This window comes from Vitiosangium sp. GDMCC 1.1324 (assembly GCF_003044305.1).
In the GTDB taxonomy this organism is placed as follows: Bacteria; Myxococcota; Myxococcia; order Myxococcales; family Myxococcaceae; genus Archangium.
Genome location: NZ_PZOX01000007.1, coordinates 368055 through 391698, shown reverse-complemented (window position 1 = coordinate 391698; position 23644 = coordinate 368055). Strand labels below are relative to the sequence as shown.

Below are 23644 nucleotides of genomic sequence, written 5' to 3'. Positions count from 1 at the left end.
AGACCTCACGACCAGGAGCCTGGTCGATGCGCCAACGCACCGCAGCAACCTCCATCTCCGTCCTCGTCCTGTTGCTCAGTTGCTCCCTGGCCTGGGGGCAGGCGGCCCCCCTCAAGGGCCTCGACACCTATGCCAACGGCGCCATCCACGACTGGAACGTGCCGGGTCTCGCCATCACGGTCGTCAAGGATGGCAAGGTGGTCCTCTCGAAAGGGTATGGCGTTCGCAAGGTGGGCGAGCCCGCTCCGGTCGACGAGCACACGCTCTTCGCGATCGGCTCCATCTCGAAATCCTTCACCGCCATGGCGCTCGGCATGCTGGTGGATGAAGGCAAGCTTTCCTGGGACGACCCCGTCAGCAGATACCTCCCGTACCTCCAGCTCTATGATCCCTATGTCACTCGCGAACTCACGATCCGGGATCTGCTCACCCACCGCAGCGGTCTTCCGGACGTGAGCGGCGGCATTCTCTGGTATGGCTCGGATTACAACCGCGAGGAAGTGCTGAAACGGATTGTCCATATCAAGCCGGTCTCCAGCTTCCGCAGCACCTTCGCCTATCAAAACGTGATGTATATGGCGGCGGGAGAGGTCGTCCACGCGGTCTCCGGGAAGAGCTGGGATGACTTCATTCGCGAGCGCATCTTCACCCCGCTCGGAATGGATGAGAGCAATTCGCTCTACCGCGACCTGCAGAAGTCGAAGAACCTCGCCATGCCGCATGTGCGCCTCGAAGGCAAATCCGTCGCCATCGAGTACCGGGACTCGGACAACATCGGCCCCGCCGGCTCCATCGTGTCCAGCGTCAATGACATGGCCAGGTACATGCAACTGCTGCTGGCGGAGGGCACCTCCCAGGGCAAGAAGCTCTACAGTGACAAGGTGGCGCGCGAGCTCTTCACGCCACAGATGCTCGTGCCCAATCCCCCCTCTCCCCGGCCCGAGCTCAAATCCCTCGATGCCCGGTTCCGCGCCTATGGGTTCGGTTGGTTCCTGCGCGACTACCGCGGGCGCAAGATTATCTCCCACACGGGCGGCATGGATGGAATGGCCGCGGTCGTCATCCTCGTACCGGAGGAGAACCTCGGCATCACCGTCCTGTCGCACCAGGATGGTGGCATCTTCAACGCGATGGCGTACCGCATCCTCGATGCCTACCTCGGAGCGCCACCGACCGATTGGGCCAGGATCGCGCTGAAGTTCCGGACGGAAGGCGAGCAGAAGGAGAAGGAGGCCGAAGCAGCGCAGGTCGCCGCGCGTACACAGGGGACGAAGCCCTCACTCGAACTGGGGCGGTACGCCGGGAAGTACCGGGACCGCATGTACGGGGACCTGTCCATCGCGAATGAGAATGGAAGGCTGGTGCTCCGGTTCAGCCACAGCCCTGCCTTCACGGCCGATCTGGAGCATTGGCAATACGACACCTTCCGGACTCATTGGAGGGACCCCATGGGATTTCCGCAGGGCTTCATGACCTTCTCCTTCGATTCGGGAGGGAAGATCCGGGGCTTCACGTTCGATCAACCCAAGCTGCTCGACGTGAACTTCGACGAGCTGGCGGTCGAGCGGGTTCCAGAGCCCAATTGACGCTCGCGGCCCCAGCAGCCGAGGCGTAGGCTCCCGCGCACCATGTCCCCGACCCCGCCGCTGCTGGATGACATGCTCGTCTTCGCCGAGGTGGTGAGTGCGGGAGGCATCACCGCGGCAGCCACGCGGCTGGGGTTGCGCAAGTCCACGGTGAGCCGGCGGCTGGCGGCGCTGGAGGAGCGGCTGGGCACGCGCCTGCTCGAGCGCAACACGCGGCGGCTGCGGCTCACCGAGACGGGGCGCGAGTACCACGCCCACTGCGCGCGGCTCGTCGCCGAGGCCCAGGAGGTGAACCGGGCCCTGAGCGAGTCGCGAGGCACGCCTCACGGAACACTGCGGGTGGCCACCTTCTCGCTGCTGGGCGAGCTGCTCACGCCCGTCATCACCGAGTTCCTCCTGCGCCACCCGCAGGTGCGCGTGGAGGTATCGCTCGCCGAGGCGTACGTGGACCTCGTCGCCGAGGAGTACGACATCGCCCTGCGCACCGGGCCGCTCCCGGACTCGTCACAAGTGGCGCGGCGGCTCGGGCACGTGCGCACCGGCTACTACGCGAGCCCCGCCTACCTCAGCCGGCGCGGCACCCCCCGCTCACCGGATGAGCTCCAGCGCCACGAGTGCGTGCTGGTCGCCGAGCCGGGCACGAGTGAGGTGTGGTTCTTCGCGGGCCCGCGTGGCGCTCGCACGGTGCCGGTGAGCGGCCGATTGCAGGTCCCCAGCGTTCGCGCCGGCCACGCGGCGGCACGCGCGGGACTGGGCCTGGTGCGGCTGCCCACCGTGCTCGCCGCGGACGACGTGCGCGCGGGCGTGCTCGTCCCCGTGCTGGAAGCGGTGTCCCCACCAGGGCTCCCCATCTACGCCGTCTACCCCAGTGGCCGGCAGCTTCCGCTCAAGGTGCGCGCCTTCCTCGACACGCTCGCCCAGCGCAGCGCCGCGGTCCCCTGGGAAGAGCCGGGTCGCACACGCTGACGGGGCTCTTCGCGGAACAATCCATTGCGCGGCGGGCTCTCGCGGACCCGCGCCGTGACCCTTAAGTCTTCGCCATGGGAAGTCGGGCAACCACAACCCCGGGGCCCATACGCCCACCCGGGACGCGAGGACACACCATGTCAGCAGACGTCATTCAGGTTCAGGACGCGAACTTCCGCCGCGAAGTGCTGGAGGCCGAGGAGCCCGTGCTGGTGGACTTCACGGCCACCTGGTGCGCACCGTGCCGCGCCATCGCGCCCACGGTGGAGGCGCTCGCCACCCAGTACAAGGGCCGCATCAAGGTCGCCAAGCTCGACGTCGACGACAACCAGGACACGGCCCAGCAGTACGGCATCCGCTCGGTCCCCACCCTGCTCTTCTTCAAGCAGGGCAAGGTGGTGGGGCAGATCGTGGGCGCCCTGCCGAAGGCGAGGCTCGAGAGCGCGTTCCAGCAGCACATCTGAGCCTGGCGAGGACTGACGCGAGCCTTCGCGTCAGTCCTTCTTCGAGGGATGTTGGGCCATGGCCCTCAGCTCCGTGCGGCGGATCTTCCCGCTCACCGTCTTCGGGAGCTCGGTCACGAATTCAATCTCCCGCGGGTACTTGTAGGGCGCCGTCGTCTTCTTCACGTACTCCTGCAGTTCCTGGGCGAGCGCCTCCGAGGCCTGGAAGCCCGGCGCCAGCACCACGTACGCCTTGATGCGCTGGCCGATCCGCTCGTCCGGCACGCCCACCACCGCGGACTCCGCCACGGCCGCGTGCTCCAGCAGCGCCGACTCCACTTCGAACGGCCCCACCCGGTAGCCCGACGTCTTGATGACGTCGTCGCGCCGCCCCACGAACCAGAAGTAGCCGTCCGCGTCCTTCACCGCCCGGTCCCCCGTCACGTACCAGTCGCCCCGGAACGACACCTGGTTCGACGCCTCGTCGTTGAGGTACCCATCGAAGAGGCCCACCGGCTTCTCCGGCTTCACCCGCACCGCGATGTCTCCCTCCTGGCCCGCCGGTACCTCCTTCCCTTCCTGGTCGATGACCGCCACGTCGAAGCCCGGCGAGGGCTTGCCCATCGAGCCCGCCTTCGGCTCCAGCGAGGGGAACATCCCCACCACCATCACCGACTCCGTCTGCCCATAGCCCTCGCGGATGTACAGCCCCGTGGCCTGCTTCCACGCGTCGATGACCTCGGGGTTGAGCGGCTCGCCCGCGCTCAAGGCATGCCGGATGGAAGACAGGTCGTACTGCGACAGGTCCTGCAGCACGAGGGCCCGCCACGCCGTGGGCGGCGCGCAGAACGTCGTCACCTTCTGCTGCTCGAGCATCCGCAATATCCGCGCCGCGTCGAACCGGCCCCGGAAGTCATACACCACGTTGCACGCGCCCTGGCTCCACGGGCCGAACAGCTTGCCCCAGGCGCACTTGGCCCAGCCCGTGTCCGACAGCGTCAGGTGCCGGTCCTCCGGCGTCAGGTCCAACCAGTAGCGGCCCGTAATCTGGTGCCCCAGCCCATAGCTGGCCTGCGTGTGCTGCACCATCTTCGGCATGCCCGTGGTGCCCGAGGTGAAATAGATGAGCATCGGGTCATCCGCCCGCGTGCGCTCGAACCGCGCGCCGTGCTCGCCCGGGCCCGCCGCTTCGGACTCGTAGCGCACCCACGGCGAGGGCGCCTGGCCCACTGCCACCCAGGTCTTCACCCGGCCCGTTCCCTCCAGGCCCTCGAACTTGTCCAGACAGCTCGCGTCCGTGAGGACGCCTTGAGCTTCCGCCGCCACCAGCCGGTAGCGGATGTCCTTGGGGGTGAGCATCGGCGTGCCCGGCATGAAGACGATGCCCGCGCGGATGCAGCCCAGCGTGAGGAACCACCACTCTGGAATGCGCGGCATCATCGTGAAGACGCGGTCGCCCTTGCGCAGGCCCAGGCCCGTAAGAAACCGCGCCGCGTGCTCCGAGCGCTGCCGCACCTCGCGCCAGGTGAAGCGCCGCGAGTTTCCCGCCTCGTCACTCCACTGCAGCGCGGGAGCATCGGGGCGCTCGGTGGCCCAGCGATCGACGAAGTCCATGGCGAAGTTGAAGTACTCGGGGCGCTCCCACCGGAAGCTGCGGTAGGTGGCCTCATAGTCGGTCATGTTGCGGGGTGTGGGTTTGGACATGACTCGCTCCTGTCGAAGGGCGGCGCGAGCTTGTCACGGAAGAGCGCCCGCCCACCCATCCCACCCTCAGCGCACCGGAAAAATCGTCCGGGACTGGAAATCCATAGAGGTTTGGCGCCAGAATGAAAGCGGATGACGGCCCGAAGGAAGCGGTGGGGGTTCTGGTGGGTGCTATCAGCGGCCGTTACCTGACCCAACCCATCTTTTCCTTCCGGGGGGAATCCGATGAACGCGATTGCTCTGACGACCGACGCGCAACGCCGGCCGTTCAACGTCTACGCGCGAGTGCTGGCGACCCAGATTCTCTACATCGCTCCGCTGCTCTGGCTGCTGGAGCTGGGCCAGAACCTGGCCTGGAAGGCGATGAATGGGACGTACGGCTGGCTGTACCCGGATTCTCCCTACGGATGGTTCTCGTTCGGGAGCATGGTGCTCTGGTCGGGCGCGGTGTTCCTGATGTGGACGCTGCACTACTGGTGGTTCCACCCCAAGAGCATGAAGCTCTGGACGCGCATCGCCATCGCCTCGGTGGTGTGCTGGGCCGGTGAGTGGGTGGGAGGCTTCCTCGCGGTGGAGCTCACCGGCAAGCACCTGCAGGTGTGGCCGGGCACGATGCTCGTCTACGTGAGCTTCCCCGCAGTCTTCTTCTGGGTGAGCAACGTCATCATCTACCACCTGCTCACCGTGTATGTGATCGACCTGACGCCCAACTACGACGCGCCCGCGGACGTGTGAGTCCCTCACACAAGGGACGCTTCTTGTCGTCATCTTCGCTTTGAAGCGCCGTCCGCTTCTGGACACACTCGCCAGACCCCCATGGCGAGCACATCCCTTTCCAAGCCCGTAGCACCTGGTGAACCCCCGCCGCCGGCGACGGGCGGCATACGCCGGGGATCTCACACCTGGCTCACGCCCCTGCTGGACGGGTTCCTCTCGGAGCACCTCCGCCAGGCGCCCCCCTCCGAGCTCCTCCGGTACCGGGTGCTGATCGGCGTCACCGTGTTCTCCCTGCTGTTCACGTCGCTGTACCTGGTGTCCGAGCCCTTCAGGCCCGCTCACGTGCCCATGGTCATCGTGAGCCTGTGCTACCTGAGCGTGCTCGCGCTGGCCCGCAAGGCCACGTCGCTCGCCATCCCGGGACTCATCCTGTGCGCGGCCGTGGCGGTGGCGCTCGTGTTCTCCATCTTCATGAACAACTCCCCCATTGGGGGTGTCCACGCCACCAGCATGCTGGTCCCCGCCTTCGCGGTGTACATGGTGGGCCCACGCCCGGGGCTCCTCTTCACGGCCTTTCTCTGCGTGGCCGTGGAGCTCCTCTATCCGCTCTACCGCCTGCGCTCCGGCCACGACCTGGGGCCCCTCTCCGTGCATCAATTCCTCACCGCGCACGTCTCCGCGGCCATCGCCCTGATGGGAGGATGGCTGGTGAGCTCGCTGCACAGCACCGCACGCGATGCGGCCCAAGAGGCACTCGAGCGGACCCTGAAGACCCTGCGCGAGAGCGAAGGCAAGCTGCTCAGCGTCATCGAGAGCACCGAGGACCTGGTCTGCTCCCTCGACACGCACAAGCGCGTCCTCACCGCCAACGCGGCGATGCGGCGGGCCTTCCGCTCCCATCACGGCCAGGAGATCCTCCCCGGACAGGAGTTCCTCGCCGCCATGCCGCCCGAGCTCCAGGCGCGTTGGTCCCCGCGGCTCGACGCGACGCTCACCGGCCAGCGCATGCGGCTCGAGGATGAGTACAGGATTGGAGGCAAACCTCGGGTGATGGATATCTCTCTCAATCCCATCCTGGGCGCGGAGGGAAAGGTGACGGGGCTGACCCTCTCCGCGCGGGACATCACGGAGCGCAAGGAGGCCGAGGCCCGGCTGAGCGAGATGCACCGCACCCTGGTGGACATCTCGCGGCAGGCGGGCATGGCGGAGGTGGCCACGGGCGTGCTGCACAACGTGGGCAACACGCTCAACAGCGTCAACATCTCGGCCAGCCTGTTGCGCGATCAGCTCCGCACCTCGCGGGTCGCCGGCCTGCTCAAAGCCGCCCAGCTGCTGCGCGAGCACTCGCCGGACTTCGGCACCTTCTTCTCCACGGATCCGCGCGGGCAACGGCTCCCGGACTACTTCATCGCCCTCTCGGAGGAGCTGGAGAAGGAGCGCGAGGCGCTGCGCAAGGAGGTGAACGCCCTGAGCGAGAGCGTGGACCACATCAAGTCCATCGTGAGCATGCAGCAGCGGCATGCGCGGGCCGCCGGAGTGGTGGAGCGGCTGCCGGTGCCCGAGCTCATCGAGGAGGCCCTGCGTCTGCACGCCGGTTCCATCGAGAGCGAGGGCATCCTCATCGAGCGGGAGTACGCCGAGGTCCCTCCCATCCTCGTGGATCGCCACAAGCTGCTGCAGATCCTCATCAACCTGCTGAGCAACGCGCGGCATGCCCTGAAGGAGAGCAGCAGGACGGACAAGCGCCTGCGCATCCGCATCCGGCTGGAAACAGGAGAAGAGCGGTTGGTCATCTCGGTGTCCGACAACGGCGTGGGCATCGCGCCCGAGTACCTCTCACGCCTCTTCTCCCAGGGCTTCACGACCAAGAAGAGCGGGCACGGCTTCGGGCTGCACATCAGTGCACTGGCGGCCACCGAGATGAACGGACGCCTCTCCTGCACGAGCGCCGGAAAAGGCCAGGGCGCCACCTTCACGCTCGCCCTGCCGCTGGAGGGAAGTGCTCCCTGAAAATAGGTGTATACCTGCCGCGCCGGACCCCACCCCGAGCGCCGGGAGACTTCCATGGACACCTCCACCACCGGGCAGCTGCCCGCCAGCCTGCCGCGGGAGACGGACACCGCCCAGGTGTGGGGTCGTGCCGCCGTGGTGGGGACCCTCGCGCTCGCACTCGTCCGGTTGCTCTACGCCCCTTTCGTCGAGGTCGCTCCCCAGGAGGCGTACTACTGGCAGTACGGCCGCCACCTGGCGCTCTCGTACTTCGACCACCCACCGATGTGCGCGTGGCTCATCGCCCTGTCCACGCGGCTGCTCGGGGCGACGGAGCTGGGAGTGCGATTGCCGGCCGTGCTCTGCGGGGTGGCGCTCTCGCTGCTGCTCGCCTCCCTGGGCCGACGGCTCTACTCCCCGGCCGCGGGCGCGTTCGCGGCGCTGGCGGGCAACGCGACGGTGCTGCTGGGGCTCGGCTCGGTGGTGATGACGCCGGACGTGCCGCTCGTCGTGTGCTGGGCGGCGGCGCTCCGCGTGCTGTGTGAATTGGTGCTCCCGGACGGCAAGGGGCCCGGGCGCTTCCATTACCGCTGGTACCTGCTGGGCGCGCTGTGCGGGTTGGGCATGCTCTCCAAGTACACCGCGGGGCTCCTGCTTCCCCAGATACTCCTCACCGCGCTCCTCTCCGAGCGGGGCCGCGCCGCGCTCCGCACGCCCCACCCGTACCTCGCGGTGCTGGTCACGCTCCTCGTCTTCTCGCCCGTGCTGGTGTGGAACGCCACCCATGGGTGGGCGAGCTTCGCCTTCCAGACTTCGGGCCGGGTGCAGCAGGTGCACGGGCTGAAGCCGTTCCTCCTCGGGCGCTACCTCGGGCTCCAGGCGGTGGCGGTGGGTCCGGTGCTGTACGTGGCACTGTGGGTCACCGCGTTCCTCCTCGCGCGCGAGGCCTGGCGCGGTGAGCCGAGGGCCCGGCTGTTGATCCTCGCGAGCGCACCCGGGCTGCTCCTCTTCTCCGCGGTGGCGCCGTACCACTGGGTGAAGCTCAACTGGGTGGCGCCGTGCTACCTGGCGCTGATGGTGGGGCTGGCGGGCTTCTGGGACAGGGCATGGAGCCAGCGCCGGGTGCGCGTGCTGGCATGGAGCGCGGTGGCCAGCAGCAGCGCGCTGATGCTGGGCATGTACCTGATTCCCCTCGTGCCGCAGGTGCCCTTCTCGGGACGCGATGCGCTCACCAATGGCTGGCGCGAGCTGGCCTCGGCGGTGGAGACCCACCGCGCACGCATCACCTCGAGCGCGGGCCACGAGCCCCTCGTGGTGGGCTGGGGCTACAAGACGGCGAGCGAGCTGGCCTTCTACCTGCCAGGGCAGCCGGAGACGCAGTCGGATGGCGTGCTGGGCGAAGCGGGGTTGCAGTACGACTACTGGCTTGGGTCCGAGGCGTTGAACGGCCGGGACCTGCTGGTGGTGTCCGACCGGCGCCAACCGCTCCACAACGGCCAGGAGCGGCTCTCGGAGCGCTGCGCGAGCGTCGAGGCACTCGGCGAGGTGACGGTGCACCGCGGCGCCTCCACCGTGACGACCTTCGACCTGTGGCACTGCCGCGAGCCGCGCCAGCCACTGGCCGCTGGGAAGGCGAATTAGAAGCGCCCCACGAGGGCCGCCCCACCTGGAGCCATGGTCACCCGGAGCGAGACACCCTCGGGCGAGGGCTTGCGTCCGTGCAGCACCAGCGGCACGGCCACGCCCAGGGCCGAGCCCGCCAGCGAGCCCACCAGCACGTCGGTGAGGTAGTGCTTGTCGGACACCATTCGCAGCGACCCCACGAGCGCGGCCAGCGGCAGGCCCACCGTCCACACCAGCCAGCGGCCCGGGTAGCCGCGCAGCTCGGCCAGCGTGCCCACGGTCACCACGAGGCTGAAGGCGAAGCTGGTGTGCCCGCTGTAGAAGGAGGAGAGGTCCGCCGCGCTGAGGCGTGACGGGTTCTCGCCGGCCACGTAGCGCGCATAGGCATAGGGGCGCATCCGGGCCGACCCGTACTTCACCGCCGTGTTCACCAACGTGGAGAACGCCAACGACTCGGTGATGATGAGGGCGTCCTCGGCGAGCCAAGGCCAGGGGGCATCACTCGCGGCGACCATGAGGAACTCCGCACCGAGCATCCCTACCGGCAGCACGGCGTTGCCCACCACGTCGCTCCAGTCGGAGGCCACACGGCGATCCTCGCCGTCCTGTGCCCGCAACGCCGTGCGTCCCCACCGGTCGGCGAGTCCAAGCCGGTCCCCGCCCTCCACGGTGTAGTCACACAGGTGGCACCCGGTGGGCGCCAGTTGCTCCTTGAAGACGAGCCCGGTGACCAGCACGCCCGCGAGGGCCGCGGTGCCCGCGCCATCCCATCTCCAGTCGAACTTCAGTGCATGGAGCGTGGGCGACTGCTTCCGCGCAACGGCCTCCTCCGGGGGCACCGGGGACGACGTGAGCAGAGCGGCAACCACCAGGGCACAAGTCACAAGAGGCATGCGGGGGATGTTGGCACACAATCCCCGAATGCGGCTGGACTGCCCGATCGCCCCGAGGCGTGGACGTGCTCAGTCCTTCTGCCGCACGTAGATGTCCACGTAGGACAGGTTCCACACGGGGTCGACCACGGCCGGGTACTGGTCACCCACCTCGACCGCCGCCTCGGTGATCGACGTGTTGAGCGCATACCCGCCACAGCGCTTGCCACCCGCGGCGCTCCCATCCAGGCTGAACGTCAGTCGATACCAACCCGCGGCGCTCACGTGCGAGGGCATCGCGACGCGCCACAGCTCCCAGTCATACCGGAACCGTGCCTTGCCGCTGATATCCACCTCGGCCTTCAGGCCACCACTCCGGCCCTGGTCTCCCTTCTCCCAGACCGCGCTGTTGACGAGCGTGTATGCCGCCCCGTTCCACTCGCCCGTGGCCGCGTTCCAACGGAAATGTTCCTCCAGCGGCCGGTGGGCGCTGTCGGACGCCTCCAGCTTCTGAATCGTGAGCCGCGCGCACGGCGTAATCACCGTCGCGTCCCCGCTCTCTGTCACCGAGGGGATGGCCGGGTCCGTGTCCGATGCCACCACGCCCTGCATCTCCCGGCTCCCCTGGCCATAGAGGTGCACCATCTCGTAGGCCAGCAAGGGCTCGGCGAGCTCGGTGTACAGCGTGGTCTCCACTCGGAGGGCGGACGCGGTGGTCCAGGTGGTGTTCTCGAGCGCGTCGCTCCAGTCCACCTCGGACACGCCCACGGTGGCGCCTGGCGTCCCATTCAAGACGCCCGCCTGCCAGTCTCCCCCCTGGTCCTGGGGGTATACGCGCCACACGTCCACGCCGCGCGGAGGCGTACAGGTGCTCGGGGCGCAGACCACCGGCTCCTGTCCCTCCTCCCTCCATCCGTACCACCAGTGGCCCTCGAGGCGCGGGGCCATCAGGCCCGTGCGCAACGACAGGCCCGACCCTTCGGGGAGCACCACCGGAAACGACAGGTGGGGGTTGCTCGCCCACGCGCCAGCCGGAAGCCACACAGCTGCCGCGAGCACACAGGTCCTGGTGGCCCGAGTCACGACTCCCCGATTCATGTACACGCCTCCTCCGACCCTCCACGCCCGCCGCCCCGTCAGGTGTCCTGGCGGCTTCGAGGTGTGCGAGGAGTTGGGGATGAGGCTTCGCGGCTTCAAGTCTCCCTGTGGGCTCTGGGCCCCACCGCGAACGGGGAGTGTCGGGCAGAGTACCTCCTGCCCACAGGGATGTGCCGCCCGGCAACGGGCGCGCGAGGTCCGCCGGCTCGGTGGAGTCTATCCCCCGGCCTCGTGCGACCCCCTGCATCATCCCTCGACCGCGGCGAGTGTTGACCTCCTGCCGCGGTGCTCCGACGTCTGTCTGACGGATGGCCTTCACCGGCTGCAGGCCGGCGGCCGATTGGCGCGCCCACTTCTCGGGCGCGCTCACCCGTGTCCGCTCCTGGGCGGACCCGACACCGGGTGCGAGCACCTTCTTCACCTGCAAGGGCTCGGCTCTCCGGGCCAGCCTCGGAGGCGGTGCCTCCTGGCCCGGGGGGGACCGTCGGAGCTCGGTCCCCACTGGCATGGGCGGGATATCCGCGCGGCTGACCGCGAGGCCCGCGATGAGCACCCCCCGAACCCGGGCGGCGCTCCGCTGCGATGGCACCGGCTCCCGCACCGAGGCGAGGTGCTGGGGAGCGGTGCGCTGTCCGGACTTCCCGGCGGTGTCGTGCCGGGGCCGGCTCATCTCCTCCAACTGGAGGGTGAGGGAATCAATGGAATCGTCAATCCGTGCACACCCGGAGGCCGACACCGCGAGCAGCAGCGACACCAGCAGGACGCTCGTCCCGCCAGGCCGCACGATCGCTCGCGCTCTGTCGACTCCGCATCTCATGCGCTTCGTCCGGTGTGACTCGAAGACTGATGAATCCGACCATGTGTTACCCCGGCTGTCGGGAAGCGCAATTCTTCGGACGATGAATCCCCCCGGCCGCGAACGCGCCCGCTATCCTCCGCCGCTCCCCGCTACATCTCGCAACCGGAGGACACGAGCATGGACATCAAGGCAGCGGTCGCATTCGAACCCGGCAAGCCCCTGAGCATCGAAACGGTGCAACTCGAAGGCCCCAAGGCTGGCGAGGTGCTCATCGAGCTGAAGGCCACGGGCATCTGCCATACCGACGCGTATACCCTGTCGGGCAAGGACTCCGAGGGCCTCTTCCCCTGCATCCTCGGCCACGAGGGCGCGGGCGTGGTGGTGGACGTGGGCCCCGGCGTCACCTCGGTGAAGAAGGGCGACCACGTCATCCCGCTCTACACCCCCGAGTGCCGCCAGTGTAAATCCTGCCTGTCGCGCAAGACGAACCTCTGTACGGCCATCCGCGCGACCCAGGGCAAGGGCCTCATGCCCGACAGCACCACCCGCTTCCGCATCGGGAAGCAGCCCATCTACCACTACATGGGGACGTCCACCTTCGCGAGCCACACGGTGCTCCCCGAGATTGCCGTGGCGAAGATTCGCGAGGACGCGCCCTTCGACAAGGTCTGCTACATCGGTTGTGGAGTCACCACGGGCGTGGGCGCCGTCGTCTACACCGCGAAGGTGGAGGCGGGGGCCCGGGTGGTCGTCTTCGGTCTGGGTGGCATCGGCCTCAACGTGGTGCAGGCCTGCCGCATGGTGGGCGCGGACCAGATTGTCGGCGTGGACCTCAATCCCGCCCGGCGCGCCACCGCCGAGAAGTTCGGCCTCACCCACTTCGTCAACCCGAACGAGGTGGGCGCCGACCTGGTGCCCTACCTCGTCAACCTCACCCAGGGCGGCGCCGACTACAGCTTCGAGTGCGTCGGCAACGTGAACACCATGCGGCAGGCGCTCGAGTGCTGCCACCGCGGCTGGGGCGAGAGCATCATCATCGGAGTGGCCGCCTCCGGAGAGGAGATCCGCACCCGTCCCTTCCAGCTCGTCACCGGGCGCGTGTGGAAGGGCAGTGCCTTCGGCGGCGCCCGGGGCCGCACCGACGTGCCCCGCATCGTCGACTGGTACATGGAGGGCAAGATTCAGGTCGACCCGCTCATCACCCACACGTTGCCCCTCGAGCGCATCAACGAGGGCTTCGACCTGATGCACCGGGGTGAGTCCATCCGCTCGGTGGTGAGGTACTGAGGATGGAGCCGAACCTCCGGCTCGCCTCCGAGCACCGCTGCTTCGACGGAACCGTCGCCTTCTACCGCCATGACTCGGAGGTGTGTGGCGGCGAGATGCGCTTCGCCGTCTACCTGCCCCCCCAGGCCCGGGCGGGCAAGGTGCCCGTCCTCTACTACCTCTCGGGGCTCACCTGCACCGAGGAGACCTTCCTCATCAAGGCCGGTGCGCAACGGCTCGCCGCCGAGCTGGGGCTGATGCTCGTGGTCCCCGACACCAGCCCTCGCAGCACCGGCATTCCGAAGGAGGACGCTGACTGGGAGGTGGGCACCGCCGCCGGTTTCTATGTGGATGCCACCCAGCCCCCCTGGGCCTCGCGCTTCCGCATGTTCAGCTACGTCACCCGGGAGCTGCCCGAGCTCGTGGGCAAGAACTTCCCCGCGCGCATGGACCGCGAGGGCATCTTCGGCCACTCCATGGGCGGACACGGTGCCCTCGTCTGCGCCCTGCGCCAGCCCGGCCGCTACCGCTCCGTCTCCGCCTTCGCTCCCATCAGCGCCCCCATGCGCTGCCCCTGGGGACAGAAGGCATTCACCACCTACTTCGGACCTGACAGGGAGGCCTGGCGTGCGTGGGACACCACCGAGCTCATCTCCTCGGGCGCGCGTCTCCCGCCCCTGCTCGTGGACCAGGGCACGCGTGACAAGTTCCTCGTCGAGCAGCTCAAACCCGAGCTCCTCCAGGAGGCCTGCAAGCACTCAGGGCAGCCCCTGACGCTCCGAGTCCAGGACGGGTACGACCACGGCTACTACTTCGTCTCGACGTTCATCGCGGACCACCTCCGCCACCACGCCGCGGCGCTAAACGCCTGAAATGCCAGGGGGGCCCGTGCCTGCTCGCCGAGCGGGCCCCCTGCGCGGCGCCCGTGTGTTCCGAGCGTGCCCGAGCAAGACGAAGAGCACCTGCTTCCAGAGGGGCTGACAGGGGAGCAGCCCGGGAAGTCACAAGCGCGGCCATTTGTCCGTGAGAGCCCAACGGAACGAAAGGACCGAGCTTGAAGCGATTGCTGAAACTTGCCCCCTTCGCGCTGATGTTGCCCACCGTGGCGCTCGCCTCCACCGTGTGGAAGGGAGACTTCGAGACCGGCAATCTCTCGCAGTGGGACCGCGAGCAGAGTGTCTCCGCCAGCCGCCTGCAGGTGGTCAGCTCCCCCGTGCGAGAGGGCCGCTACGCGCTGAAGGCCACCGTCCACCAGGGCGATGATCCCATCAACGCCAGTGGCAACCGCAACGAGGTCCTCCACATGGGCCGCGAGGAGCCCGGTTCCGAGTACTTCTACAAGTGGAGCACTCTCTTCCCGAGCAGCTTCCCGCGCTCTCCCAAGTGGGCGCTGTTCACCCAGTGGCACCACGATGGCAACGGCGGCTCTCCGCCGCTCGAGTTCTACGTGGTGAATGACACGCTGACCCTGCGCGTGGGCGGCAGCAGCGGGAAGATCGTCTGGACCTCGCCGCTCCAGCGCGAGCACTGGAACGACTTCATCCTGCACGTGAAGTGGTCTCCCGACCCGAACGTCGGCTTCGTCGAGCTCTACCACGACGGCAAGGTCGTCCTGCCGAAGATGAAGTTGGCCACGCAGTACTCGGGCCAGCGCAACTACCTCAAGCTCGGCCTCTACCGCGACGAGTCCATCGCGCCGGAAGGCGTGGTCTTCCACGATGGCTTCGTCCAGGCCACCAGCCTCGAGGACGTGATGCCCGCCGTCGCCACTCCCACTCCGGAGCCCACTCCGGAGACGGACCCGGCAACCGGGACTCCCGGTACCCCCACTCCCTCGGATGGCCCCCCCGACGAACAACAGGGCCCCATCGCCCAGGTGCCCTCGGGTTCCAGCGATTCCACTCCGGGTGCGGGCGGCATCGTCCCGGGTGACTCGACGCTCGCGACCGGAGTGCCCCCCGCGAGCTGCGGCGCCTCCTCGACCGGCGGCACGCCCCTGCTCGTCGCCGCCGCGCTGACCCTGGCCGCGCTGCTCGGCCGGCGCAAGCTGGCTCCCGCCTCCGCGAGCGCCCGCCGCACACACTCGCCGCGACGCTGAGGTCATCCGTGGGGTGGCAATCACCCCACCCGATGCATCAGGGGTTTCCCCTCCGCCGTTGAAGCGGGCGAGCGGCCGGATGAAGATCCAGCCGCCTGGGGAACCCCCATTCCCTTCCGGCACCGCCGCGCTCCCCCACGCGGCGTCTCCCCCTTCCGCGGTGCCGAGAGACATGAAGCCCCAGGCAGTAGCGCGGCGCGAGCACGGCTCGACCTTTGTGGACATCCTGCGGAAGAGGGCGCTCGAACAGCCCTCGCGCCGCGTCTTCACCCTCCTGGAAGACGGAGAGACGGAGACGAGGCACCTGGACTTCGCGGGATTGGATCGTCAGGCGCGAGCCATCGCCGCCACGCTCCAGCGGTACGCCGCGGCCGGGGAGCGTGCCCTGCTTCTCTACCCCTTCGGACTGGACTACGCCGCCGCCTTCTTCGGAGCGCTGTACGCCGGAGTCGTGGCCGTGCCGGTGTACCCGCCGGATCCCACCCGTCTCCACCGCACGCTGCCTCGGCTGCGCGCCATCGCCCAGGACGCCCAGGCCACCCTGGTGCTCACGCTCGGCTCCATCCGGGACCTGGTGGATGGACTCGCCAGCCACTCGCCGGAGCTCGCCTCGCTGCGATGGGTGGCCACCGATGACATCGCCCCGGGCAGCGAGGCGGAGTGGCGGCCCGCGGACGTGACGTCCAGCTCGCTCGCCTTCATCCAGTACACGTCGGGCTCCACCGCCGTGCCCAAGGGCGTGCTGCTCACCCACGGCAACCTGCTCCACAACGCGGCCATCATCCAGCGGGCCTTTGGCAGCACCGAGGACTCCGTCGGCGTGAGCTGGCTGCCCATGTACCACGACATGGGGCTCATCGGCTGCGTGCTGCAACCGGTGTACGCCGGCTTCCGCATCGTCCTCATGCCCCCGGAGAGCTTCCTGCAGAAGCCGGTGCGCTGGCTTCAGGCCATCTCCCGCTACCGGGGCACCCTCAGCGGCGGGCCCAACTTCGCCTTCGACCTGTGCGCGCGCAAGGTGACGCTGGAGCAGCGCGAGGCGCTCGACCTGAGCAGCTGGCGCTATGCCTTCAACGCCGCCGAGCCCGTGCGCCCCGACACCCTCGAGCGCTTCACGCGCCACTTCGCGCCCGCGGGTTTCCGCCCGGACGCGCTGCGTCCCCTCTACGGCCTGGCCGAGGCCACGCTCATGGTGACGGGAGGCTTCCCGGGGGCTCGCCGGACGGTGCGCACGGTGGACGGCGCGGCGCTCGAGTCCTGGTGGATTGTCGAGCTTCCCGAGGGGACTCCAGGCTCGCGGCGCATGGTGGGACTGGGCCGCTCGTGGTTGGAGCAACAGGTCATCATCGTGGACCCCGTCACGCGCACGCGCTGCGCCCCCGACCGCGTGGGAGAAATCTGGGTCTCCGGCCCCAGCGTCGCCCAGGGCTACTGGAACCGCCCCGAGGAGACCGAGCACACCTTCCGCGCCTGGCGTGCCGACACGGAGGAAGGCCCCTGGCTGCGCACCGGGGACCTGGGTTTCCTCCAGGACGGCGAGCTCTTCTTCGCTGGCCGCATCAAGGACCTGGTCATCATCCGGGGGCGCAACCACTACCCCCAGGACCTCGAGCGCACCGTCGAGGAGAGTCACCCCGCGCTGCGCCCCGGCTGCGGCGCCGCCTTCTCCATCGACTCGGGCCAGGAGGAGAGGCTCGTCATCGTCCAGGAGGTCCACCGGGACAGGGAGGGCGACAGCCTCGAGGACATCGCTCACGCCGCCCGGCAGTCCGTGGCCGCCGCGCACGGCATCCACCTGGACACGCTGGTGCTCGTGCGCCACGGCTCCGTGCCCAAGACGTCCAGCGGCAAGATTCAACGCAATGCCTGCCGTCAGGAGTTCCTCGCGGGCACGCTGGACGTGCTCCACACGGCCCGGCTCGCGCTCCCCCGCGCCGAACCGTCCGATGCGAGCCCCTCCGGCTTCCTGCGCGAGCAGCTCGCCCGCCTCATCGGCATCGCCCCCGAGGCCCTGGACCCCACGCGCACCCTGGCGGAGCTCGGACTGGACTCGATGCGCCAGCTCGAGCTGCAGCAATTGCTGGAGAGCCGGTACGCGCTCGGGCTGAGCCAGGAGGAGCTGCTGCGCCACCCGCTCGGGCAGCTCCTCGAGGAGCTGGGCACGCGCAAGCCGCGCGCCGAGTCCGGCCCCTTCGCCATCGCCTGGGACGTGGCCCGCGATGCCCCCGCGCTCTGGCGCTACCTGCGCGAGGCCCAGCCGTGGGTCGCCGAGGAGCTGGAGCGGATGAAACGGGACATCCCCGTGCCGCCCACCAACGGCACCTTCGACACCGAGGGCTTCTTCCGCCCGCAGGGACACTTCCGCTCCTTCTACCGGCGCGGCCCCGGAGAGAGCGTGCTCGCCATCAAGGGCGCCGAGGTGCGGTGCGATGACCAGCTCGGCTTCCTCCAGCTCCTCCAGCAGCGGCTCTTCGAGCGCTTCGCGAAGCACTCGGTGACGAACACGCTGGAGTACTTCCTCATCCAGGAGCGCAAGGTGCCCGGCGCGCTCACGCTGCCCGAGGCACTCAACGAGGCGCAGCACGCGGCCGAGGTGCAGAGCCGTTTCCTGGAGGAGTTCCACGAGCCCGGCGGGGTGCCCCTGCCGCTGCTGGTGGTGCGCTGGTCCGAGGACGTGGTGGCACGCTTCCGGGCCCGGCTGCTCCCGCTGCTGTCCGGCTTCACGCTGACCATCGCCCAGGGCGAGCTGCGCGACGGCCTCGCCTGCTACGTCTACTGGTTCCCCAAGGCGCCCTTCCCGCGCGTGAGCCACTTCGCCGGCTCGCTCGCCCAGGAAAGCCAGCGCACCGGCTCGGGCGGCTTCGCCAACACGCGCCTCGTCTACGCCACCCTCAAACACAACCTGGACCCCGAGGCCGTGGTCGACTCGTGGGTGAAGCTCGCCGCCCGGCTGCTGCTGCTCGGCTACTTCCCCAGCGACATCCAGCACTTCAAGAACGGGCAGTGCATCGAGCCGCAGAACGTGCTCCTCAACGGCACCTTCGCGGACCTGGACTCCGTCATCCCCATGCGCCAGCTCGGGAGCGACCGCGAGTTCTACGCCAGCTTCCTCGCCATGCTGAACCTGCTGGCGCACACCGTCCGCGTCTTCCTCACCGCCGAGAGCAACGGCACCACCACCCTCCCCAGCCCCTTCCCCGCCCAGTTCCAGCGCCCCGACTTCATGGAGATGCTCTCCGTGCTCCACATCTGGGAGCGCCTCAAGGTGCACCTGCGCGAGCAGCGCCACGGCCTGCGCGGAACGCTGGACGCCCGGTTGGAGGAGCTCGTCTCGTCGAACCTCTCCTTCCCCGTGCTCTTCGAGAAGGTGATGTTCTCGCTCTACTACGCGGGCCCCACGCTGCCCGAGAGCGCCGTGCACCTGCTGAGCATCGCGGACGTGTACAACGACGTGGGCTCGGAGGACCGGCGGCCCGCGCGCAAGGTGGAGTACAGCCCGAAGCTCTCCGTCGACGCGGCCGCGCTCGCCACCCTGCCCCGCGCCTTCCTCGAGCAACTCCGGCTCTCGCCCCGCGAGTTCATCCGCGACTGCCTTCACGGGGATGCGTCGCTCGTCAGCGTGTACGAGACGTTCCTCGGCCGCATCGGGCTCATCGTGCTGCCGCTGGAGGACGCCACGCTCTACGTGGACAAGCAGCGCACCGTGGACGCCGTCGTCCAGGGACTCGAGGAGGCCGCGCGCCTGGGCGCCGACACTGTGTCCCTGACAGGACTGGTGCCCTCGGCCACGGACTACGGGCGCTCCATCCAGGAGGCCACCTCCGGGCGCTCCGGACTGCCCCGGCTCACCACCGGCCATGCCACCACCGCCGCCTGCTTCGTGATGATGGTGGAGCAGGTGCTGCGCGCCGGAGGCCGCCGCATGGAGGAGGAGTCCGTGGCGCTCCTCGGCGCCGGCTCCATCGGCACCGCCATCCTGCGCCTGATGCTCCGCTCGCTGCCCCACCCGCGGGGGCTGAGGCTGTGCGACGTCCCCGCCAAGCGCGAGCACCTGACACAGCTCACCGAGGAGCTGGTGACGGAGCTGGGCTTCCGGGGGAAGGTGGAGGTGACCTTCATCTCCGGCAGCACCGTGCCCGAGGAGGTGTACAGCGCCTCCGTCATCCTCAGCGCCACCAGCGCCGCCAACCTGGTGGAGGTGGACAGGCTGAGGCCCGGAACGCTCGTGGTGGATGACTCGGCGCCCCACTGCTTCGACCCGCGCCGGGCCATCCGCCGCTTCCAGGAGCGCCGCGATGTCCTCTTCACCGAGGCGGGCGCCATCCGCAGCCACAGGCCCGTGGGGGAAATTCGGGAGATTTCTTTCGCCACCGGCTGGGACCACAAGATCCGCGCCGCGCTCAAGCTGCTGCACCCCATCGAGGACACACTCATGGGGTGCGTCTTCTCCAGCATCCTCAGCTCACGGTTCGAGGACGCACCATGCCTCGTGGGCACGCCCACGCCTCGCGACCTGGACCTGCACTACCGCAAGCTGCGCGAGCTGAAGTTCGAGGCCGCACGGCTCTACGTCGAGGACTACGTCCTCGATGAGGACCTGGTGGGCATGTTCCGCTCGCGGTTCGGCTCGGGGCCACGGTAGAGGTGAACCCGGGGACTTCGTGCATGGCCGATGCGATCCTTCGGCCCGTGCGTCAGAAGTCCTCGCGGGCCTGGGCCAGGGTGTACTCCTCATGGGTGGCGACGACCGGACCTGTCTTCTCCACCAGCCATGCGGGTGCACTCTCTGGCAGGTAAAAGTCCTCCTCGAAGGGCGACAGCCCCAGGTGGCGCAGGTACTCCTTGAGCATGTCGAAGGTGAAGCGATCCCTCACCCGGCGCGTCTGGTACTGCGCCAGCATCTCGAAGGGGAAGGGCTCACCAAACTGGTCGAAGGCCCAGTGGCCCCCGTCATTGGACGCGCTCACGGCACGCACGTAATTGAGCCAGGCCGTTCGGTGCGGGCCGTACACCTCGAGCATCATGGCACCATAACGACCTTCGCCCTTCCGATAGGTGTGGGGCACCGCGACCACGCGCAGGCCTCGGCAGCCAAGCGTCTGAGCCATATAGGACATGGCGCTCATGGCATCGGTCCCAGTCCACCCGTTGTCGACGTACGCCGTCCAGGCGCTGCGAGTCGGCATGAAGAGGTGCCGTCGCTTCTCCCCACCGGTCAGGGGCAGCAGGGCGGAGAGGGCCTGCTCCAGGGGGCCTGACACAGGGTGCGCATCCACAGTGATGCCACGGGGCGCCAACAGACCTCCCTGCCACGCTGCGAAGGCGCGGGCGGCGTGCTCCGCAGAGGTCTCCAGGAATCCCATCTCCGAAGTGACAGGCGCCCAGCGGTCATCCAGGAGCAGTCCCTTCATGTTCTCAGTCATCAGGTCAGACTCGTCCGTCAAGGCACGATGAGGAGGATGGTTTCCGCGTTCGGGTCGTTGGACGTGAAGCAGCCGTGTATCAGAGGTCCTCCCGGGCCCGGGCCTGGGCCAGGGTGTATTCCGTCTGTGCGGGAACGAACGTACCTGTCTTCTCCACCAGCCACGCCGGTGCACCCTCCGGCAGGTAGAAATCCTCCTCGAAGGGCGACAGTCCCAGGTGGCGCAGATACTCCTTGAGCATGTCGAAAGTGAACCGGTCCCTCACCCGGCGCGCCTGGTAGTGCTCCAATTTCTCGAAGGGAAAGGGCTCACCGGATTGGCCGAAGACCCAGGGGCCACCATCGTTGGCTGCATAGATGGTACGTAGGTAGTTGAGCCAATGCGTCTGGTACGGGCCGTACACCTCCAGAATCACGGCACCATAGCGACCTTTGCCCTTCCGGTAGGTGTGGGGTACTGCGACAACGCGCATACCCCGACAGCCCAATGTCTCGGCCATGTAGCCCATGGCGCTCGCGGCATCGGTCCCAGTCCACCCGTTGCTGACGTATGCCGTCCAGGCGCTACGCGTCGGCATGAAGAGGTGCCGCCGCGTCTCCGGACTGGTCAGGGGCAGCAGGGCGGAGAGGGCCTGCTCCAGGGTGCCTGATACCGAGCGCACCTTCACAGCGATGCCACGGGGCGCCAGCAGCCCTCCCTGCCACGCAGCGAAGGCACGGGCGGCGTGCTCCGCATTGGTCTCCAAGAAGCCCATCTCCGAAGTGACAGGCGCCCAGCGGTCATCCAGGAGCAGTCCCTTCATGTTCTCGGTCATCAGGTGAGCCTCGCCCGTCAGGGCACAATGAGGAGGATGGTCTCCGCATCTCGGTCGTTGGACGTAGTGCGCGACTGGTGGCTGGGGCCACGGCCCGACGTGGGCGTGTCATACTCCACATGGTAGCGGCGGCCGTTATAGTCGAACTGAAGGTCCGGCCGATTGGTTCCGACGCGCTGGCCGTTGCGCACCGTAATCTGCTGCTGGTTCACCCGGATATTCTCGGCACCAATGGTCCGCAGGTACCGGATGTCCGCCTGGACCTGCGCGTTCTGGGTGAGGCTGGAGCCAATAGGCCGGTCTGGCGACAGTTGTCTGGGCACCTTCGGGTTGACTGCAACGTCCTGAGGCAGGCGTGGCCCAGCAGCCACCGGCGGCGTCGGGTTGTTACCAGTGAGCGCATGGACCAATCCTGGCGATGGTGCGGGCGCTGCTGGCGCGGGAGCGGGTGCTGTTGGCGCGGGAGCCGACTCTGGCGCAGGAGTGAGTTCTGGCGCGGGTGCAGTGGAACGCGGCACCGGCTGTCGCGGCGCCGGAGTCTCTCCCCCGAGTCCCTCCTGCCGGGAAAGCGGACGAAGTGCTGGCTCCGCGCCCACCCGCACCACGCGCGAGAACACTCCCTGGAGAACCTTGGCCCCTGTCAGGCCCAACAACACAACCTTCAGCTCACGCTGGACCGTCTCCGCCAGGTCCTGCCGCACCTCGCGCATCGTCCGGGCGATGCGAGGGGTGGTGGCCGGAGAGAAGAGGGTGGGCACGATGAGCTTCCCTCCCGCTCCGCGGTACCAGGCGTACCTCGCGTGTCCTGACCCGAGGGCACTGGCTTCCATGTCCGCCAGTGCCGCATCCCGGTCCGGATAGATGGATGCATTCAGCGCATCCGCGCTCGTGAGTCCCAGGTCGACATGGGTCTCTGGAACGAGCACGGGCAGCGGCAATCCCTCGCAGTAGAGAAGATACCCTCCTGCAGTGATGCCAAAGCCCACGGCAGTCACTCGGCGTTCGACGAAATCCCGATGCGCTCGTGGGTCTCCCAACTGAGAGGCCCGGGGCAATTCGACGCCGCGCTGCCGAGGTTCCTCTACCCGCTGGGGCGTGGCGACCTCGAAGTCAACCTCGACGGTCTGATGCCCGGCTCGGGCCGCACCAGGGAAGTCCCGAGCAGTGACAGGACTTGTCTGCCCATACCACTGAGGCTCGCCCCTGGAGGGCGTCGCGGCACATGCCGTGAGCAACAACAGGAGCGCAAGCCCACCCAAGCCATGGATCCCCCGCCTCCTGGAATGGAGACAGATCATGGGGGGCATGAATACCTTCCCGTTCGAGGAGCATGCTCAAGGTCCACGGTCAGTCGCATGAAACAATGATGCGGGACCGGCGTGGAATCCTGAAGAACGTGAGCGGTAAATGACTACAGACCCGCCAGCGGTGGTAGGTGCGCTGAGGCCTGGGCGTGGACGTGCCATGTTTCATGGGCATGCCCACGCCTCGCGATTTCGCCCTGCACTACCTCCCCAAGCTCACCGCATGAACAAGTCTTGACGGCATGACAGGGGGTGGGCGGCCCCACGGCAATGAAGCCACCCTGCCCCGTTTGTCTATGTCTGTCTCAGCTCCGGGGTTCCGGCCTGGGAGCCTTGTCATTGTCGCGGTGGGACTCCGGGCGCCTCGTGCCGTCCCCCGGCCGCAGCGGCGCCTCTGTATTCTCGATGGCCTTCTTCTCCATCGTGGTGAAGGTCCGGAACGCCCACCACGCCAGGTTGAACCAGGGCGGCATCGGCAGCTTCTTCGTGGTCAGCACCTCGACGGCTCCCGCCGTCACGAACCCGAACGTCGCCAGCGTCGGCAGGTCCATGTGGCCTCCCGTTGCCCTCAGCATGTCCAGGTTCACCCCCTTGAAGAAGCGGCTCGCCTCGACAGCCAGATTGCTGCCGCCGTCGATGGCCTTGAGCAACTCCTCCTCCTCGCCGGGCACCGACTCCCCGGGCCGCACCACCAGCTCCACTCCGGTGACGCGCCGCAGTTCCTCCAGCAGCGTCTCTTCCTGGAGCTCTCCCGGGTCATACGTGCAGAGGACGCTGCCCGTGTAGGGCTTCACCTCCACCATCTCCACGCCGGGCAACCGCTCCACTGCGTCCGCCACCGTCGTCGCCAGCTTCGAATCCTGACGCAGCCAGGGCAGCCGCAGGCGCGTGCGCCCAGGCGAGGAGTGGGCCAGATAGATGATTCGCGGCAGCATGCGCGCC

17 protein-coding genes are annotated in these 23644 nt (G+C 68.2%); 10 read left to right on the top strand and 7 right to left on the bottom strand.

From position 1 onward, the window contains the following. Positions 1–26: 26 nt before the first annotated feature. From DAT35_RS22695 to trxA, 3 genes are all read left to right on the top strand, one after another. Positions 27–1586 carry a serine hydrolase gene (locus DAT35_RS22695; RefSeq protein WP_158501833.1) on the top strand — a complete coding sequence of 520 codons (1560 nt, stop codon included), beginning with the start codon at positions 27–29 and terminating at the stop codon, positions 1584–1586. A gap of 42 nt (positions 1587–1628) precedes the next feature. After that, positions 1629–2552 (top strand): LysR family transcriptional regulator, encoded by a 924-nt coding sequence (locus tag DAT35_RS22690; protein ID WP_108069189.1) that lies wholly within the window; start codon positions 1629–1631, stop codon positions 2550–2552. Between the two features lie 137 nt (positions 2553–2689). Beyond that, a complete protein-coding gene (trxA, locus tag DAT35_RS22685; RefSeq protein ID WP_108069188.1) occupies positions 2690–3016 on the top strand; it encodes a thioredoxin in 327 nt (108 codons plus the stop codon). Positions 3017–3046: 30 nt separating this feature from the next. Here the strand turns inward: trxA and DAT35_RS22680 are convergent, their stop codons facing one another. After that, the gene (locus tag DAT35_RS22680) at positions 3047–4699 is read right to left on the bottom strand and encodes an acyl-CoA synthetase (protein ID WP_199242968.1); all 1653 of its coding nucleotides are present in this window, start codon (positions 4697–4699) and stop codon (positions 3047–3049) included. Positions 4700–4924: 225 nt separating this feature from the next. Between DAT35_RS22680 and DAT35_RS22675 the strand changes: the two genes are divergently transcribed. The 3 genes from DAT35_RS22675 (at position 4925) to DAT35_RS22665 (ending at position 9046) form a co-directional block, all read left to right on the top strand. After that, positions 4925–5434, top strand: coding sequence for a hypothetical protein (locus DAT35_RS22675; RefSeq protein ID WP_108069187.1), 510 nt, complete (start codon positions 4925–4927; stop codon positions 5432–5434). Between the two features lie 81 nt (positions 5435–5515). Beyond that, positions 5516–7426, top strand: a complete 1911-nt coding sequence (locus DAT35_RS22670) for a nitrogen regulation protein NR(II) (RefSeq protein WP_108069186.1) — start codon at positions 5516–5518, stop codon at positions 7424–7426. A 54-nt stretch (positions 7427–7480) separates the two neighbouring features. Next, positions 7481–9046: a glycosyltransferase family 39 protein gene (locus DAT35_RS22665; RefSeq protein ID WP_108069185.1), complete on the top strand. Its 1566-nt coding sequence runs from the start codon at positions 7481–7483 to the stop codon at positions 9044–9046. Here DAT35_RS22665 and DAT35_RS22660 read toward each other — a convergent pair. Next, positions 9043–9921 carry a phosphatase PAP2 family protein gene (locus tag DAT35_RS22660; RefSeq protein WP_108069184.1) on the bottom strand — a complete coding sequence of 293 codons (879 nt, stop codon included), beginning with the start codon at positions 9919–9921 and terminating at the stop codon, positions 9043–9045. The genes DAT35_RS22665 and DAT35_RS22660 overlap by 4 nt on opposite strands. Positions 9922–9990: 69 nt before the next feature. Further along, the gene (locus DAT35_RS22655) at positions 9991–10998 is read right to left on the bottom strand and encodes a hypothetical protein (protein WP_108069183.1); all 1008 of its coding nucleotides are present in this window, start codon (positions 10996–10998) and stop codon (positions 9991–9993) included. Positions 10999–11974: 976 nt separating this feature from the next. On the opposite strand from DAT35_RS22655, the gene DAT35_RS22650 reads away from it, so the two are divergent. The 4 genes from DAT35_RS22650 to DAT35_RS22635 all read left to right on the top strand — a co-directional run bounded on the left by DAT35_RS22650 (position 11975) and on the right by DAT35_RS22635 (position 19803). Next, positions 11975–13084, top strand: coding sequence for an S-(hydroxymethyl)glutathione dehydrogenase/class III alcohol dehydrogenase (locus DAT35_RS22650; RefSeq protein ID WP_108069182.1), 1110 nt, complete (start codon positions 11975–11977; stop codon positions 13082–13084). Positions 13085–13086: 2 nt separating this feature from the next. Then, entirely contained in the window at positions 13087–13935 is an 849-nt protein-coding gene (gene fghA, locus DAT35_RS22645; protein ID WP_108069181.1) for an S-formylglutathione hydrolase, read from the top strand. Between the two features lie 182 nt (positions 13936–14117). After that, positions 14118–15161, top strand: a complete 1044-nt coding sequence (locus DAT35_RS22640) for a polysaccharide lyase (RefSeq protein ID WP_233261645.1) — start codon at positions 14118–14120, stop codon at positions 15159–15161. 172 nt (positions 15162–15333) lie between these two features. Beyond that, positions 15334–19803 carry an AMP-binding protein gene (locus DAT35_RS22635; protein WP_158501832.1) on the top strand — a complete coding sequence of 1490 codons (4470 nt, stop codon included), beginning with the start codon at positions 15334–15336 and terminating at the stop codon, positions 19801–19803. A gap of 52 nt (positions 19804–19855) precedes the next feature. On the opposite strand, the gene DAT35_RS22630 is transcribed toward DAT35_RS22635, so the two are convergent. From DAT35_RS22630 to DAT35_RS22615, 4 genes are all read right to left on the bottom strand, one after another. Continuing rightward, positions 19856–20584 (bottom strand): hypothetical protein, encoded by a 729-nt coding sequence (locus DAT35_RS22630; RefSeq protein ID WP_108069178.1) that lies wholly within the window; start codon positions 20582–20584, stop codon positions 19856–19858. Positions 20585–20663: 79 nt separating this feature from the next. Beyond that, the gene (locus tag DAT35_RS22625; protein WP_108069177.1) at positions 20664–21398 is read right to left on the bottom strand and encodes a hypothetical protein; all 735 of its coding nucleotides are present in this window, start codon (positions 21396–21398) and stop codon (positions 20664–20666) included. Between the two features lie 17 nt (positions 21399–21415). Continuing rightward, positions 21416–22393 (bottom strand): hypothetical protein, encoded by a 978-nt coding sequence (locus DAT35_RS22620; RefSeq protein ID WP_146209833.1) that lies wholly within the window; start codon positions 22391–22393, stop codon positions 21416–21418. Positions 22394–23007: 614 nt separating this feature from the next. Continuing rightward, the gene (locus DAT35_RS22615; protein WP_108069175.1) at positions 23008–23637 is read right to left on the bottom strand and encodes an HMA2 domain-containing protein; all 630 of its coding nucleotides are present in this window, start codon (positions 23635–23637) and stop codon (positions 23008–23010) included. Positions 23638–23644: the final 7 nt, after the last annotated feature.